18 protein-coding genes and 1 tRNA gene are annotated in these 15242 nt (G+C 65.7%); 8 read left to right on the forward strand and 11 right to left on the reverse strand.

Translation table 11 applies throughout. The features are described from left to right. Window positions 1-22 precede the first annotated feature (22 nt). The 4 genes from D7Y61_RS19425 to D7Y61_RS19440 form a co-directional block, all read right to left on the reverse strand. Entirely contained in the window at window positions 23-1444 is a 1422-nt protein-coding gene (locus D7Y61_RS19425; protein WP_180868665.1) for a M28 family peptidase, read from the reverse strand. Between the two features lie 271 nt (window positions 1445-1715). After that, complete coding sequence (mscL, locus tag D7Y61_RS19430) at window positions 1716-2120, reverse strand: large-conductance mechanosensitive channel protein MscL (protein WP_032130206.1); 405 nt, start codon at window positions 2118-2120, stop codon at window positions 1716-1718. Between the two features lie 55 nt (window positions 2121-2175). Then, window positions 2176-2892 carry a fumarylacetoacetate hydrolase family protein gene (locus D7Y61_RS19435; RefSeq protein WP_180868667.1) on the reverse strand — a complete coding sequence of 239 codons (717 nt, stop codon included), beginning with the start codon at window positions 2890-2892 and terminating at the stop codon, window positions 2176-2178. 75 nt (window positions 2893-2967) lie between these two features. Continuing rightward, complete coding sequence (locus D7Y61_RS19440) at window positions 2968-3249, reverse strand: hypothetical protein (RefSeq protein ID WP_180868669.1); 282 nt, start codon at window positions 3247-3249, stop codon at window positions 2968-2970. A gap of 178 nt (window positions 3250-3427) precedes the next feature. Between D7Y61_RS19440 and D7Y61_RS19445 the strand changes: the two genes are divergently transcribed. Continuing rightward, entirely contained in the window at window positions 3428-3763 is a 336-nt protein-coding gene (locus D7Y61_RS19445) for a Rieske (2Fe-2S) protein (protein ID WP_180868671.1), read from the forward strand. A 162-nt stretch (window positions 3764-3925) separates the two neighbouring features. Here the strand turns inward: D7Y61_RS19445 and D7Y61_RS19450 are convergent, their stop codons facing one another. From D7Y61_RS19450 to thiS, 4 genes are all read right to left on the reverse strand, one after another. After that, window positions 3926-5773 carry an SLC13 family permease gene (locus D7Y61_RS19450; protein ID WP_057504383.1) on the reverse strand — a complete coding sequence of 616 codons (1848 nt, stop codon included), beginning with the start codon at window positions 5771-5773 and terminating at the stop codon, window positions 3926-3928. Window positions 5774-5800: 27 nt separating this feature from the next. Next, complete coding sequence (gene trmB / locus D7Y61_RS19455; protein ID WP_180868673.1) at window positions 5801-6535, reverse strand: tRNA (guanosine(46)-N7)-methyltransferase TrmB; 735 nt, start codon at window positions 6533-6535, stop codon at window positions 5801-5803. Next, a complete protein-coding gene (locus D7Y61_RS19460; protein ID WP_010481470.1) occupies window positions 6535-7329 on the reverse strand; it encodes a thiazole synthase in 795 nt (264 codons plus the stop codon). Before D7Y61_RS19460 ends, trmB begins: the two co-directional genes overlap by 1 nt. 106 nt (window positions 7330-7435) lie before the next feature. After that, a complete protein-coding gene (thiS, locus tag D7Y61_RS19465; RefSeq protein ID WP_180868675.1) occupies window positions 7436-7636 on the reverse strand; it encodes a sulfur carrier protein ThiS in 201 nt (66 codons plus the stop codon). 207 nt (window positions 7637-7843) lie between these two features. Between thiS and D7Y61_RS19470 the strand changes: the two genes are divergently transcribed. After that, complete coding sequence (locus tag D7Y61_RS19470) at window positions 7844-9679, forward strand: autotransporter outer membrane beta-barrel domain-containing protein (protein WP_180868677.1); 1836 nt, start codon at window positions 7844-7846, stop codon at window positions 9677-9679. A gap of 128 nt (window positions 9680-9807) precedes the next feature. After that, window positions 9808-9881 (forward strand) — tRNA-Gly (locus D7Y61_RS19475). Between the two features lie 84 nt (window positions 9882-9965). Here D7Y61_RS19475 and D7Y61_RS19480 read toward each other — a convergent pair. Continuing rightward, window positions 9966-10457: a hypothetical protein gene (locus D7Y61_RS19480; RefSeq protein ID WP_180868679.1), complete on the reverse strand. Its 492-nt coding sequence runs from the start codon at window positions 10455-10457 to the stop codon at window positions 9966-9968. A 112-nt stretch (window positions 10458-10569) separates the two neighbouring features. Between D7Y61_RS19480 and D7Y61_RS19485 the strand changes: the two genes are divergently transcribed. Further along, window positions 10570-10797, forward strand: a complete 228-nt coding sequence (locus D7Y61_RS19485; protein ID WP_180868681.1) for a hypothetical protein — start codon at window positions 10570-10572, stop codon at window positions 10795-10797. Between the two features lie 41 nt (window positions 10798-10838). Then, on the forward strand, window positions 10839-12023 hold the full coding sequence (locus tag D7Y61_RS19490) for a hypothetical protein (RefSeq protein ID WP_258010431.1): 1185 nt from the start codon (window positions 10839-10841) through the stop codon (window positions 12021-12023). On the opposite strand, the gene D7Y61_RS19495 is transcribed toward D7Y61_RS19490, so the two are convergent. Together D7Y61_RS19495 and D7Y61_RS19500 are read right to left on the reverse strand one after the other, a co-directional pair. Then, window positions 12024-12461, reverse strand: coding sequence for an acyl-CoA thioesterase (locus D7Y61_RS19495; RefSeq protein ID WP_180868683.1), 438 nt, complete (start codon window positions 12459-12461; stop codon window positions 12024-12026). Window positions 12462-12540: 79 nt separating this feature from the next. Beyond that, window positions 12541-12906 (reverse strand): hypothetical protein, encoded by a 366-nt coding sequence (locus D7Y61_RS19500; RefSeq protein WP_258010432.1) that lies wholly within the window; start codon window positions 12904-12906, stop codon window positions 12541-12543. 167 nt (window positions 12907-13073) lie between these two features. Here D7Y61_RS19500 and rimK point away from each other — a divergent pair, with 167 nt between their 5' ends. From rimK to D7Y61_RS19515, 3 genes are all read left to right on the forward strand, one after another. After that, window positions 13074-13952 carry a 30S ribosomal protein S6--L-glutamate ligase gene (rimK, locus tag D7Y61_RS19505; protein ID WP_171969054.1) on the forward strand — a complete coding sequence of 293 codons (879 nt, stop codon included), beginning with the start codon at window positions 13074-13076 and terminating at the stop codon, window positions 13950-13952. A gap of 246 nt (window positions 13953-14198) precedes the next feature. Further along, window positions 14199-14675, forward strand: a complete 477-nt coding sequence (locus D7Y61_RS19510) for a hypothetical protein (protein WP_180868685.1) — start codon at window positions 14199-14201, stop codon at window positions 14673-14675. 93 nt (window positions 14676-14768) lie between these two features. Next, the gene (locus tag D7Y61_RS19515; protein ID WP_180868687.1) at window positions 14769-15242 is read left to right on the forward strand and encodes a hypothetical protein; all 474 of its coding nucleotides are present in this window, start codon (window positions 14769-14771) and stop codon (window positions 15240-15242) included.

The following is a 15242-nucleotide window of genomic DNA, read 5'->3' on the forward strand; positions in this document are numbered from 1 at the left end:
CCSACCCCATGGTGTCATCGCATCACTCGTTCGGCGGCGTGGTGGCCTTGGCTTCGCTGCCGAAGTTGCCGTCGGCTTCCGCGGCCAGATACGCGAACACCGTGTACGCTGCCACGTTCTGTGCCAGCGCCTTCGGGTCGATCTTGTCCAGCGTGTCGTCGGCGGTGTGGTGCAGGTGGAAGTAGTCCGAGCCATCCTGCGCCAGCCATGCCCACGCGCCGCCCTTGGCGGCCAGCGGGCCGACGTCCGGGCCCGGGCCACCCTTGTCGGCCTGGTATTCGATGCCCAGCGGCTTCATCACTTCGGCAATCTGCCGGGTCGCCTCGCGCGAGCCTTCCGGATTTGGCGAACCGGTATTGAAGGCATAGATGCGGCCGGCGCCGAAGTCGCTCTCGGCGGCCAGCTGATGCAGGGCCACGTCCTTGGCATGCGCTTCGGCGTAGGCCTTGCCGCCATACAGTCCCTGTTCTTCGTTGGCGAAGGCGATCACGCGGATGGTGCGCTTCGGTGCCTGCTTGAGCTGGCCGATCAGGTGACCAGCAGCCATGGTGATTCCCACGCCCGCGCCGTCATCGACGGCACCGGTGCCCAGGTCCCACGAATCCAGATGGCCGCCGATCACCACCACTTCCTTCGGCAGGCTGCGGCCGGTGATCTCGCCGATCACGTTGTATGAGGTCGCCGTGCCATCCCAGCCGCAGTCCAGCGCCACCTTCACCGTGGTGCTGCCACGGGCCAGCAGGCGGGCCAGCTGGTCGGCATCGGGCACCGACAACGCCGCCGACGGCACCGGGGTCAGGCCATCATCGAAACGGGTGATGCCAGTGTGTGGCACGCGGTGCGAATCGGTACCGGCCGAGCGCATCAGGAAACCTACCGCGCCCTTGCGGATCGCCTCGGACGGGCCCTTGCTGCGGATCGCACCACCGCGGCCATAGTCGCGGCCATCGCGGAACGGCAGCATCTGGTAATCGACGAAGGCGATCTTGCCCTTCAGCGAACCGGCCGGGGCAGCCTGCAGCGCGGCCAGGTCGGCGAAGCGCACCACCTCGGCTTCCACGGTGCCGCCCGGGCTGCCACCCAGTGCGGTGATCTGCAGCGGCTGCGGGTTCCTGCCGGTCACGGCGGCATGCTCACTGCGGCGCTCCCACTTCGGGAAGGTCACCGGTTCCTTCCACACCTTGTCGAAGCCCAGGGCTTTGAACTTTGCTTCGGCCCAGGCCACGGCGCGGGCGTCGGCTTCGCTGCCCGCGATACGCGGGCCGATCTCGGTGGTGAGTGATTCGACCACCTTCCAGCCGGTGTCGTCGGCCAGTGCCCGGTCGCGCAGCTGCGCGGCGGTTGCCAGCGAGGCCGGGGGCAGGGTGGTGGTGTGCGGCGCCGCAAAGGCCGGAGCGGCCAGCAGGGCGAGGGAGAATGCGATGGCAAGGGCGCGGCGACGCATGGGCAACTCCGGAAGGGACCAAGTCTTGGAGCTTAACAGTCGTTCAGGCCCGCGCATGGGCGGGAGGTCATGGCTGGCGCGAACGCTGTTTTCCGCCATGTCCGGCAAAGCGAAAGCCCCGCCGGAGCGGGGCTTTCGCCTGCTTCTGTAGAGTCGAGCCATGCTCGACTGATTTTTCCGGGCAGTCGAGCAAGCTCGACTCTACGTACGAAGGCAGTCGAGCATGGCTCGACTCTACAGATGGGAGGGGCGCCCGTAGGCGCCCGCTACCTCATTTCTTCAAGCTGTCGCGGATCTCGCGCAGCAGCACCACTTCCTCGGCGGGGGCGGCCGGGGCGGCTTCCTGCTTGCGCGACAGGCGGTTGATCGTCTTGACCACCAGGAAGATGGCGAAGGCCACGATCACGAACTGGATCAGCGTATTGATGAAGTCGCCGTAGCCGATCACCACGGCCGGGATTTCCTTGCCGTCGGCACCGATGCTGGCCGGTGACAACGTCCACGCCAGCTGCGAGAAATCCACCTTGCCGATCAGCATGCCCAGCGGCGGCATGATGATCTTCTCGACCAGCGCGGTCACGATCTTGCCGAAGGCCGCGCCGATCACCACGCCGACGGCGAGGTCGATGACGTTGCCGCGCATCGCGAATTCCTTGAATTCGGTGAGCATTCCCATTGTTGTTGTTCTCCGGTGGGGGAAGTGGACAGCGCGCAGGGTAGCGCAGGTGATGTCAGCCGGCGATCACGCCGTGGCGCTCAGCCACGTTTTCCAGGCGGGCACTGAAGCGGTCGCCGGGCTTCAATGCGGCCACCCCGGACGGCGTGCCCATGAACACCAGGTCGCCGGCGCGCAGCTGCCACAGCTTGGACAGCTCGTGCAGGATCTCCGGCACATTCCAGATCATCTGGTCCAGCAGCGCCTGCTGGCGCACTTCGCCATTGACCTCCAGCGACAGGTTCAGCGCGGTCAGGTCGCCCACTTCAGCGGCGTGGACGATCTCGCTGATCGGTGCGGAGGCATCGAAGCCCTTGGCCGCATCCCACGGGTGACCCTTGTCCTTGGCGGCGGCCTGCAGGTCGCGGCGGGTCAGGTCCAGGCCGACGGCGTAGCCATAGACCAGCGCTTCGGCATCAGCCACGGCCAGCTCACCGGCAGGCGCATCGCTGCCGATCGCCACCACCAGCTCCACTTCGTGGTGCAGGTTGGCGGTTGCCGGCGGATAGGGGATGGCATCGTCGTGGCCGACCACGATCGCGTCGGCCGGCTTGCTGAAGAACATCGGGCGGCCGCGGTCATCGGCCGCTGGCACCGCTGCGCCCATTTCGCGGGCATGGTCGGCGAAGTTGCGGCCGACGCAGTAGATGCGGTGCACGGGGAAACTGCCACCGCCCACGACCGGCACACGCGGCAGGGCTACGGCAGGGATCACATCGGAGACATCGGACATGCGGGCATCCAGGAAGGGCGTGCCCGCAGTCTAGAACGCATGGCGCCCGCCGTCAGCGGGCGCAGAAGACGCGGGTCAGCGCGAGGCCGGCAGCACCGGCTTGCGCACCACGCGGTATTCGCCCTCGACCACGGTCGGGTCGACCGGATGCGCGGCGCCCGGCTTGCGCGAGGCCAGCAGCTTCCACGCCAGGCCGACCAGGATCATCGCCGCACCGACGAACACGCCGATGAACACCATCGCGGCCAGGATCGCCAGGCCGAGCAGGCCCACGGCAACGCGCACCAACGGATGGCGCGGCTTGCGCGGCGCGAACAGGGTGCGGAACTGGTTGAAGGCGGATGCGCGATTGAACATGGCGGCTCGATAGGCTGGGATCAGCGAAACCAGAGTATCGGGACGCGCCACTGTCATTGAGTGAAAAACTCGTTAAATATAGCCTGTGCTTATTACGGATCAATGACTTGTGTTCATGTCGCAGCCAGTCACCTGAGCAGGCATGCGACAATTCCGGTTTACCGTCCGAGCCTTCGCCATGACTACCGCTGCTGCCCTGATCGCCCTTGAAGCCATCGCCGATGGTGCGTTTGCCGAGGTCGAAGCGGTGGTCGATGGCGATGCCGAGTCGCTGGTGCTGTACCGCAACGGCGCGCAGGTCCGAGCCTTCCTGAACATCTGCCCGCACGCCGGCCGCCGCCTGGACTGGGCCCCAGGCCAGTTCCTGAAGAGCCGCGAAGGCCACCTGGTCTGCGCCGCACATGGCGCCTCGTTCGCGCTGGACAGCGGCGACTGCATTGCCGGCCCCTGCAAGGGCGACCGCCTGCGCGCAGTGCCGGTGGATGTGCGTGATGGGCAGGTCTATCTGGCCTGATGTAACCGGTGTGCGAACCAAGGTTCGCACCCACGGGATCAATGGATATCCAGAGACCCACCCCGCCATCTCTCAGTAAACCCGCTGTTGCTGTTGAGGTTGCCGGCCAGCGGCCGGCACTACCGGGGTGCAGGGCGCAGCCCTGCCAACAAACCCCAACCCTCAGAACATCAGGTTGATCATCAGCACCACCACGCAGGTGTAGATCAGCGACAGCGGGCCGCCGACCCGCCACATCTCGCGCGGGGTGTAGTTGGCCGGGCCGGTGATCATCGAGATCACCGGGTTGGAGGCCGTCATCAGGTTGTTGGACGCCGACAGCGCCACGATCAGCGCGAACGCGGTCGGGTTGCCGCCGGCTGCCAGCGCCAGGTTCACCGCAATGGGCACCATCACGATGGTCGCGCCCACATGGCTGATGACCAGCGAGAACGCCGTGGTCAGCAGCGCCAGCGCCACTTCCAGTACCCAGATCGGGATGCCGGTGGGCAGCTTGTCGATGGTATGGCCGGCCACCCACGCCGCCGCGCCACTGGAATCCATCGCCCAGCCGAGCGGAATCAGCCCGGCCATCATGAACACCGTCTTCCAGTTGATCGAGGCATACGCCTCGTCCATGCGCAGCACGCCGGTCAGCAGCATGCCGGCCACGCCGGTCATCAGGGTCAGTGCCACCGGCAGCTTGCTGGTGAGCGCGATCAGGATGGTCAGCGCAAAGATCGCCATCGCGATCTTGAACTTGTGCGGGCGCTGTTCGCCGGTCGGGTAGTCGGTGACCACCACGAAGTCGCGGCTGCGCGCGGCCTGCGCCAGGTCGGTCCAGATGCTGTGGAAGACCAGCATGTCACCGGCACGCAACTGCACATCGCGCACGTCCTCGCGTATCACCTGCTTGTCGCGGTTGATCGCCAGCAGGCTGATGCCACGTTCCTTGCGCAGGCGCAGGTCAGCTGCGCTCTTGCCGATCACGTTCGAGGTCGGCGGCACCACCGCTTCGGAAATACCGGCGCGGCTGGGGTTGAACAGGTCGCCCAGGTGCTTCAGGCGCGAGGACATGCGCAGGAACTGGTTCTGCGCGAAGTCGTTGATCTGCTCACGCGGGCCCATCGCACCGAGCACGCTGCCCACCCAGATGCGCATCTCCGCTGGCGGCGCCAGTCGGGTGTCGTTGCCCGTCTTCAGGGCCAGCAGCAGCGGCGCATCGTGCAGGTTCTCGGCCTCGCCCAGGGTCATGCCGACCAGCGGGCTCTCGGCGCTGACCACCAGCTCGAACACATCGCCTTCGATGCCATAGGTCTTGGCGAAGTAGCTCTCGGTGCGTGCCGGCGTGACCCCGTCGTTGACCAGGTTTTCTTCCTCGATCAGCTTGCGGTCGCCGTAGTAGCGGAAGTACAGCAGCGAGGCGATCAGCAGGGCCACGCCGATCGGCAGCGGTGCGAACATGCGCAGCGGTTCGATGGTGGCCAAGCCCGAGGGCAGGTTGTTGTTGGCCGAGGCCAACAGGTCGTTCAGCAGGATCAGCGGCGAGTTGCCGACCATGGTCAGTGCGCCGCCCATCACGATCGCCGCCGAGATCGGCAGCAGCAGGCGCTGCAGGGTCAGCCCGGTGCGCGCGGCCAGTCGCGAGGCGACCGGCAGGTACAGCGCCATCACCGACGGGTTCTGCATGAAGGACGAGTTCAGGCCGGCGATGGCCGTGGTCATCATCAGCAACCGCTGCTCGACGCCATGGCCGCGCCGCAGCAGCCACGCGGCCAGCCGGTTCAGCGCCCCGGTGCGGTCCAGGCCCGCACCGAGGATGGTAGTGGCGATGATGCTCATCACCGCGTTGCCGGAAAAGCCCCCGAAGATTTCCTCAGGGGCGATCAGGCCGGTCACGCCCAGCACCACCAGCACCACCAGCGCGACCACGTCGGCGCGGATGCGCTCGAACAGGAACATCGCCATCGTGAAGCCGACCAGCCCGAGCACGAGCTTCATGTCGTTGGTCAGCGTCAGCGCGGTATCCATGTGGGGCGCGGCGTCCTCAGGCGATCGTCAGGTGCGGTCGTACAGCAGGTCCCAGACGCCATGGCCAAGCTTCTGGCCGCGGGTCTCGAAGTGGGTCTGCGGGCGCCAGTCCGGGCGCGGCACGCTGCCACGCGGGCCGGCACGGTTGACCAGCCCGGCGGTGGTATCGAGCACGTCCCACATCTGCTCGGCGTAGTCTTCCCAGTCGGTCGCGCAGTGCAGGCGGCCGCCCAGGCGCAGCTTACGCACCAGCAGGTCGGCGAACGCCGGCTGCAAAAGGCGGCGCTTGTTGTGGCGCTTCTTGTGCCACGGGTCCGGGAAGTAGATGCGCACTTCATCCAGCGCGCCGTCGGCGATCTCGTTCTGCAGCACCTCCACCGCATCGTGGTGGTACAGGCGCACGTGGTCGGCGTTGTCCTCGGCCAGCGCGTTCAGCAGGCGACCCACGCCCGGTGCGTGCACTTCGATGCCGATGTAGTCGCGCGACGGATCGTGCTGGGCGGCGAAGCGCAGCGCCGCACCGTTGCCGAAGCCGATTTCCAGCACCTTGTGCGCCGGGCGGCCGAAGGTGGCATCCAGGTCACGCGGCTGGCCGTTGTAGTCGATGCCGAAGCGCGGCCAGCGTTCGTCGAACGCGCGCTGCTGGGCGGGAGTGAAGCGGCCCTGGCGCAGCACGAAGCTGCGCACCTCGCGGCGGCCCTCGCTGACGGTGAAGGGCTTGGGCGGGGCCTTGGAGCCGGCGCTGTCAAAAGGATTGGTCATCAGCCGATCAGCCCATCCACCGGAGAGGACGCGCTAGCGTAGCGCTTGCGCGGAATGCGCCCGGCCAGGAAGGCCTCGCGGCCGGCCTCGACCGCCTTGCGCATGGCGCTGGCCATCAGCACCGGGCTGCGTGCGCCGGCAATGGCGGTGTTCATCAGTACGCCGTCGCAGCCCAGCTCCATCGCAATCGCGGCATCCGACGCGGTACCGACGCCAGCGTCGACGATGATCGGCACCTTGGCGTCTTCGATGATCTGCAGCAGGTTGTACTTGTTCTGGATGCCCAGGCCCGAGCCGATCGGTGCGGCCAGCGGCATCACCGCGGCGCAGCCGATCTCTTCCAGGCGCTTGGCCAGGATCGGGTCGTCGGAGGTGTAGACCATCACCTCGAAGCCGTCCTTGACCAGCTGTTCGGCGGCCTTGAGGGTCTGCACCACGTCCGGGTAAAGCGACTTCTGGTCGCCCAGCACTTCCAGCTTGGTCAGGTTGTGGCCGTCCAGCAGCTCACGGGCAAGGCGGCAGGTGCGCACGGCATCTTCGGCGGTGTAGCAGCCGGCGGTGTTGGGCAGGATGGTGTAGCGCTCCGGCGGCAGCACGTCGAGCAGGTTGGGCTCGCCCGGGTTCTGCCCGATGTTGGTGCGGCGGATGGCCACGGTGACGATCTGGGCGCCCGCGGCCTCGGTGGCCAGGCGGGTTTCTTCCAGATCCTTGAACTTGCCGGTGCCGGTCAGCAGCCGCGAGCCATAGGTCTTGCCGGCGATCACCAGCGAATCGGGGGAGACATGAACGTTCATGGCGCGATTATCGCCTATCCGCCTGAAGATGGGATCACGCAATGGCGTGCCGGCCGCGGATCGGCATGGGTAGTGCCGGCCGCAGGCCGGCAAACCAGGACAGGTCTCAACCCCCACCCAGCGCGTGCACTATCTCGACCACATCACCCTCGGCCAGTACATGTTCGCCATGGCGGCTGCGGCTGATGATCTCACCGTTGACCTCTACGGCCACCCGGCGCTGCAGCAGCTGCTCGGCCCCGAGCAGGTCATGGAGGGTCGCCGAAGCGGGCAGGGTGCGGGGTTCGCCATTGAGCTGGATGTTCATCCCTGCATTGTCGCTGATACCCCGTCGGGATCGGAACGTTTGCAATCTGCTTCAGATGCCAACTCCGGCACACCCCGCTTTCAGGGGAACAGGGGACAATTCATGCGGCGGCGCAGCGTGAGCAAAAGGCGACGCGGTGAAACCATTCACCGTGCGCCGGCGTACGTCCGCCGGATACCCAACGATTTCCCCACAGGAGTTTCTTACATGTTGCTCAGCAAACGCCCGATCCGCTCCCTGATGGCGGCCGCGATCGCGCTGGCCGCGCTTCCGGCCATGGCAGGCGAAAACCCATACTCGAAGGCGGTGTTCTTCGGCGACAGCTTGACCGACGCCGGTTACTTCCGTCCGCTGCTGCCGGCCGCGACCCAGGGCGCCACCGGCCAGTTCACCACCAACCCGGGCTGGGTCTGGTCGCAGCAGGTGGCCAACTACTACGGCCTGAACAACGGCGCCAACGGCAATGGCCAGAGTGGTGACAACTACGCCGTCGGCGGTGCACGCGTCAGCGTGGACGTGCCCAGCGCCCTGGGCGTCATTCCCTCGCTGAAGTCGCAGGCTGCGCGCTATCTCGCTGCCAATGGCGGCAAGGCAGACGCAAATGCCCTGTACACCGTGTGGGGGGGTGCCAATGATCTCTTCGCCGCAGCCAACGCGCCTGCGCAGGCACCGGCCATCATCGGCGCCGCCGTGACCGATCAGATTGCTCTGGTCGGCGCGCTGAAGCAGGCCGGCGCACAGTACGTGCTGGTGCCGAACCTGCCGAACGTGGGCTTGACCCCGGCCTTCCGTGGCCCGAATGCCGGCACCGCCACCGCGCTGTCCGCCAGCTACAACAAGGCGCTGTACGGTGGCCTCAAGCAGGCCGGCATCGCGTTCATTCCGCTGGATACGTTCACCGTGCTGAGTGAAGTGGCTGCCAACCCGGCCCTGTACGGTTTCACCAACGTCACCAGCACCGCCTGCAAGATCGACCCGAACAACTCCACGCTCAGCATCCTGACCTGCAACCCGACCAGCTATGTCAGCCCGGATGCCTATCAGACCTACCTGTTCGCCGACGGCGTGCATCCGACCGTTGCTGGCCACCAGCTGCTGGGCCAGTACGCCGTGTCGGTGCTGGAAGCCCCGCGCCTGCAGCAGGTCCTGAGCCACTCGGCGCAGACCATCGGCCGCGCACGCGCAGACCAGGTCAGCAATCACCTGGGGGCCCGTCCCGCCGACGGCCTGTCGTGGTGGGGCGGCGTGCGCGGCGACCTGCAGCGCTATGACCACGCGGACCTGTATGACGGCGTGGCCCCGGCCGGCCTGTTCGGTATCGACTGGGCACGCAATGGCGTGGTGGTGGGCGGCTTCGCTGGCTTTGGCCGGCTCAATGCCGACTTCGGCAACAGCCGTGGTGACTTCACCCAGAAGGACACCACTGCCGGCCTGTTCGCGGCATGGTATGGCGACCGCGTCTGGGTGAACGGCCAGGTCAGCTACACCTGGCTGTCTTACGACGTGAACCGCAAGGTCCAGCTGGGCCCGGCCACCCGCGAGCATGGTGGTTCGCCGGACGGCAGCAACCTGACCGCTGCGCTGAACGCCGGTTATGAGTTCGGTACCGAAGGCGGCTTCCGCCACGGCCCGATCGCTTCGGTGATCTGGCAGAAGGTGAAGATCGACGGCTACACCGAAAGTGCTGCCGCCGGCACCATGGCCACTGCGCTGGGCTACGACCGTCAGAACGTCGACTCCACCGTCGGCCGCGTCGGCTGGCAGGCCCGCTTCGATGGCGGTACCGTCAAGCCGTACGTGCAGGTGACCTACGACCACGAGTTCGAAGACACCAAGCAGGCCAGCGCATGGTTGCAGACCCTGCCGGAACTGGGCAGCTACCGCGTGCCGGGCCTGGACTTCGACAAGAACTACGCCACCGCAGTGCTGGGTGCGCGCATGGATCTGTTCGGCCTGCAGGGCAACCTCGGCGTGAGCACCACGGCCGCGCAGAAGCGCGCCCGCGACGCGACGATCTTCGCCACCGTAGGCGGCAGCTTCTGATGAATGCACCCTCCCGGGCACCGCAAGGTGCCTGGGATGCCTGCACGGCAGCGCCGGGCCAGGCCCGGCGGATGCAGCGGTCACCATTGCGCAACACCGGCCGATCCGCATAGACTTTCATCCGCAACGCGGGCGTAGCTCAATGGTAGAGCTGTAGCTTCCCAAGCTACTGACGTGGGTTCGATTCCCATCGCCCGCTCCATTCTGCCTCTCAGTCACTCCTGATCGAGCAGGCCACCCAGCCGATCCCCTGCAGAGCTGGCTCCGTGTGAGGGCGCTGGCGCAGCTACTCGGCTGAAAGCGCTTTGATCCCGGCAAGGTGTTCCTTGAGGCGCTCGTGCCGGGAAGTGCCCGCCGGCATCTTCATCAGCCTTTCAACGTCACTGAGCACCTGCGAGGAGAACATGTTCTCCCCCGTTGCTGCGGGCAGCACCACTGTGACATGAAGAACCCCGCTCAGCATCATGCCGACGTCGTAAGGGTCGAAGTCCGATTCGCCCTCGAACTCGAAGAGGGAAAGCCTGGCGTAGAAGTCGACTTCGTCTATCTCAATGCCAACACAGCCGCGACCCGCCCGGTCAACGTTGAATCCTGCGTCGAGGTGGTGATCCAGCATGTCCTTGTCGCGGTAGAACAGGAAGCCCAGGCCGTTCCCGAGGCGGTCCACGTCCATCTGATAGCCGAACGTATCCCGGAAACAGGCCATGAGGTCCTTGGCCAGATCAAGGAGGGGGCGATTGGTGTAGATGATCGTGGGATAGCCGGTCCATTCCGCCATCGTGTCCGTCCGCCGTTGAGTGATCGAAGGTGTCAAAGCACGACGTATACAACGCTGGATATCGCGCTTGGCTTCTCTTAGCCTGTGAGCGCACATTCTGGAGGTGTACGTGATGGATCACAACGAACATTCAAGGCGGGACGCCGCATCCCGTGTTGAACCTGCTGCGCCGGTCCGGCCTGTTGGCCTGATCGTGGCGGCAACGCTGACGGCCGTGATCGCGCTGCTGGCAGGGGTGAACAGTCTATTCGTCCCGTTCGCGCCTCCCCATCTGCTTGGGGGCGCAGCAGTCGTATCTGCTGCGGTGACCTTCGTGCTGTCCAGGAAGGTCGGTCGATAGTTCTGACGATGGCCGGGCCCGGTGGCACGCCGGACAATGGGATGGTCGCCCGTTCCCGCTGCCAGATCTGCATGGCTTTGAATCGAAGCACTCTTCGCCGTTACACCCAATGGCTGCCCATTCTGGTCTGGGTTGTCATCTGTGTGGCGTGGTGGTCACCCCTGGGGGTGATCGTCGGCCTGGCTGCGTGTCTTGCGTTGGGGGGCGTGCTGCAGCGCTTCGATCTGATTGGCGATGCGGTAGGCGGTGAACGGTTGCGCTCGCGATCACCAGGGCGCTTTGCCAATCGGCCGCCTGCCCACGATGTGCAGCTGGAGTGGGGCGAACTGGGCATGGGAGGTCCCGTCTACAGCACCCAGATGCTGCGTGATGGTGCCATCGTCGAAGACATCGCCATTGCAGGTGGTCGTGATGCCAGCTGCGGATGGAAGGACGTTCCGGGAAGCGCACTGCGCTGGACCACCGGCTATGTTGACCGTCAGGAGGCCGTCATCGTCTATGACGAGGATCAGAAGGTGGTGCATGTGCTGGCGATGCCTGGCTGGCAGTTCTGGCAGCAACTGGACGCGCAGCGGCAATCCGAAGGAGACGCTGGCGCAGTGTCTTGGCTGCGCAGCCTGCACAGCAGCACGAGCCAGCTGTATCCCTGTCGCGGTCTGTGGCTCGACCAGACGCACCCGGCGCTGAGCGCTGGAGTACCGAAGGCGTTGCGATACGTCCTGCCCGATGCGCGGGTGCTGTTGGCAGTTCCGCTGCTTCCTGAGGATCTGCGCCTGACGGCCCATCCAACGCTGTTCGCGCGGATCTGCCCGTATTCCCTCAGGCTTGACGGTGAGCCCAGTGACCGCCACGCCTGTGGCCTGGATACGGTGATCACCAGTCCGGCAGGGCGATGCCTAGTGGTAGCGGGCAATGTGCTTGAAGAAGACCTGCGTCCGAGTGGCGGCGTATGGCTCGTTCACTGGCAGGGACGTTGGCAGGCCATCGCTTGCCATGCGACGGGTGGCAGCGGTAAAGCCCAGAGCATGGTCTGGATCACAGTGATCGAGGCCGGCGATGATGGCACGCTCCGCTGCGAAGCCCATGAGGAACGCTGGGAGTTTGACGACATCACGCGTTGCCCGACGGTACATACGTCGCTGGCGCTTCCCGTGGAGTGGCGGGACACCCCGTTGGCACTGCGTGTTCGCAATGGGCGCTTCAGCCTTCGGATCCCCTCATTCTGATCAGGCCTCGGCGGCGCGCCCGCTTGCTTCGCGCAGCTGTTGCGCATACTCCTCGGTGAACAATGCCGACAACGCCTGCCGCTGCCCATCGTCCACCTCGCGCGGCGTGTTGGTGGTGTAGTCGAAATGCACCATCACGCAACGCCCGCTGGCAACCAGCGCCCCGCGCTGCAGCGCCTGCTGCACGATCGACAACGAGGAGCGGCCGATGTTCTCGATACGGGTTTCTATACATACCTCGTATCCCGGCTGTATCTGCTGAAGGAAGTCGATTTCGTAGCGGCGCAGGATCAGCGTCAGGTCGCGCATGCTGGCCTCGCGGCTGAAATACCGGAAGATTTCCTGACGGCCTTCCTCGAACCAGACGGGCAGGGCGGTGTTGGTGACGTGGCCGAGTACATCCACTTCGGAGAAGCGCGGAAGGATCGTCAGCGGCATGAAGTCTCCGGGGCGTAGTGGGTGGATTCTCCGGCGACGATGCTGCCATCGCCGGAGACAGTGCGGTGGCTGTCGGCTGTCAGTCAGAGTAGAAGCCATTGCCGAGGGCGCCGGGCAGGCCGGGTTCCGGCCACGGCATCAGTGATGTGCAGGCGTCATACAGCGTGCAGAAGTCCTGCCGCAGTTGCACCGGCACCCAGCTGCCGTAGGAAACGTCGGTCGAGTCACCCTGGCAGGCGTAGGAAACATCGATCCAGCGGGTATCGGCGTGTGAGGCAACGCCCTGGTGCTGTGTCCTGCCCGTGCAGTAGCGCAGGCCCTGGCCGATCAGGGTGTTGTTGGCATCGAAGTAGAGCCGGGAGACTGCATGGGTCGGTGCGGCCTGTACGTCTGCCGCGCCTCCCACCAGGCCAAACAGCAACAACAGCGGAATTCCCATTCGCATCTGTGGTTCTCCTTGGTTTGTGTAAGCCGGCCGTGTCCTGTCCTGTAGCCGGCGAAAGGCATCTTCGCACAGCCCCGGCATGCAGGCAGGGGCGGTGGCCTGCACGGCATCATCCACCCGCCACACGGCCGCGCTATGCTGCGCGCCTGCCGCCCGATCCCACCGCGATGAAGCTCGCCATCCTGTCCCGCAACAGCTCCCTGTACTCCACCCGCCGGCTGGTCGAGGCGGCCCGCGCGCGCGGCCACACCGTACGCATCCTCGACCCGCTGCGCTGCTACATGCGCATCGCCGCCGATGGTTTTTCGATGCACTACAAGGGCCGGCCGATGACCGGCGTGGACATGGTCATTCCGCGCATCGGTGCCTCGATCACCCGCTACGGCACCGCCGTGCTGCGCCAGTTCGAGCTGATGGGCGCACGCACCCCCAATCCGTCCGACGCGATCCTGCGCTCGCGCGACAAGCTGCGTGCGCACCAGCTGCTCGCGGCCAAGGGCATCGACATGCCGGTTACCGTGTTCGGCGACAATCCCGATGACACCGTCGATCTGCTGTCCATGCTGGGGCCGCCGCCGCACGTGGTGAAGCTCAACGAGGGCACCCAGGGGCGTGGCGTCATCCTCACCGAGAAGGCCAGCGCCTCCCGTGGCATCGTCGAGGCGCTGCGTGGGCTGTACGCCAACTTCCTGATGCAGGAGTTCATTGGTGAAGCCAAGGGCGCCGACCTGCGCTGCTTCGTGGTGGGCGACCAGGTGGTGGCCTCGATGCAGCGCCAGGCACCGGAAGGCGACTTCCGCTCGAACCTGCATGCCGGCGGCACTGCAGTGGCGGCCAAGGCCAGCCGCGCCGAACAGCAGGTGGCTGTGCGTTCGGCCAAGGCGCTGGGACTGTCGGTCTGCGGCGTGGACCTGATCCGCTCCGCGCGCGGCCCGCTGGTGCTGGAAGTCAACTCCACGCCAGGGCTGGAAGGCATTGAAGCGGCCTGTGGCGTCGACGTGGCCACGCGCATCATCGAGCATGTCGAGAAGCTTAGAAAGCCTTGATTAATCAGTTGTTTGTAATTCTCATGGGTAAATGAGCCCGGCTTTAACACCCCTTTAATCGGCCCCGGCGTAGCCTTCAGCGAACCGCAGCTCTGCCTCTCAGCAGGATCGGTATCGGGATACGACTTCAGGCCCAGGCGGGGCACCGCCTGGGTCTTTTTTATGCCCGCAGGCAGTCCCTTGTGGAGGCAACGTGACGGCCGTAGAGTGGCGGCCATCGTTCCTGGATGGATCCGGAGGCTGGCGATGTACCGCATCACGATGATCGCGTTGTTGCTGGGGCTGGCAGGGGCCACTGCGGCCAAGCCGCAGAAAGCCGTTGTGCAGATGGATCGGCAATCGCCCGTGTCCGAGCAGGTGCGGCGGGTCGAGCAGGCACTGGACGACGGCGATTACAGCGAGATTTCCGCCGACGACCGCAGCGCCGTCCGCGAGGCACTGGCCCGCATCACTGCGCGCGCGGGTAGCCACCAGAACCTGCAGGAGCTGCCACCGCAGGTGCAGAGCGAGGTCTTCAACGACCAGGAGCGGGTCAACACGCTGCTGACGCGTGCCCATGACGACAGCCGGCAGATCTGCCAATACACCCGCGGCACCGGCAGCAACATGCCCAAGAGCCGTTGCCTGACGGTGGCCGAGCGGCGCCGCATTGCCGAGAAGGGCAAGGCACTGTTGAACGACCAGCGTACCTTCAACAACCTCACGCCTCCCGGCAATCGTTAGCCCAGCCGATCGCCGCCCGTGCAAATGGCACTTGCTGGCGTGAAGGTGGTGCGAATACAGTCGGCGTTCACCTCAAACAAGGATTCGTTTGTCATGAAGTCCCTCCTGATCTCGGCGGTCCTGATTTCGGGCCTGACCCTGGCTGCCACCGCCTCTGCATCCAGCCAGGCCGGTGAAGTCTTCGCCCCCGGCAAGCCGCTGCAGCAGCAGATCGAGCGCATTGAAATCGAACTCAACGATGGCGAGACCTACAGCGAACTGAAGCAGACCGACCGCAGCCGCGTCCGCGAGGCGTTGGGGCGGATGCGCACGGCGGTGGAGCAGCACCCCAATCGCGAATCAATGCCTGAACAGGTGCGAACCGATGTCTTCAACGACCAGCAGATCGTGAACACGGTTTTGACACAGGCGCGTGAAGATAGTCGTCTAATATGCCAACGTGAAAAGGCCACGGGTTCGAACCGGTCCACCACGCAGTGCACTACCGTTGCCGAGCGCGCCCGGCGGAAGGACAAGGCACAGCGTGACATGGGCCAGGCCCAGCGCGTCGGCAAATTCGTCAATTAG

This window comes from Stenotrophomonas maltophilia (assembly GCF_013464485.1).
Lineage (GTDB): Bacteria > Pseudomonadota > Gammaproteobacteria > Xanthomonadales > Xanthomonadaceae > Stenotrophomonas > Stenotrophomonas maltophilia_AW.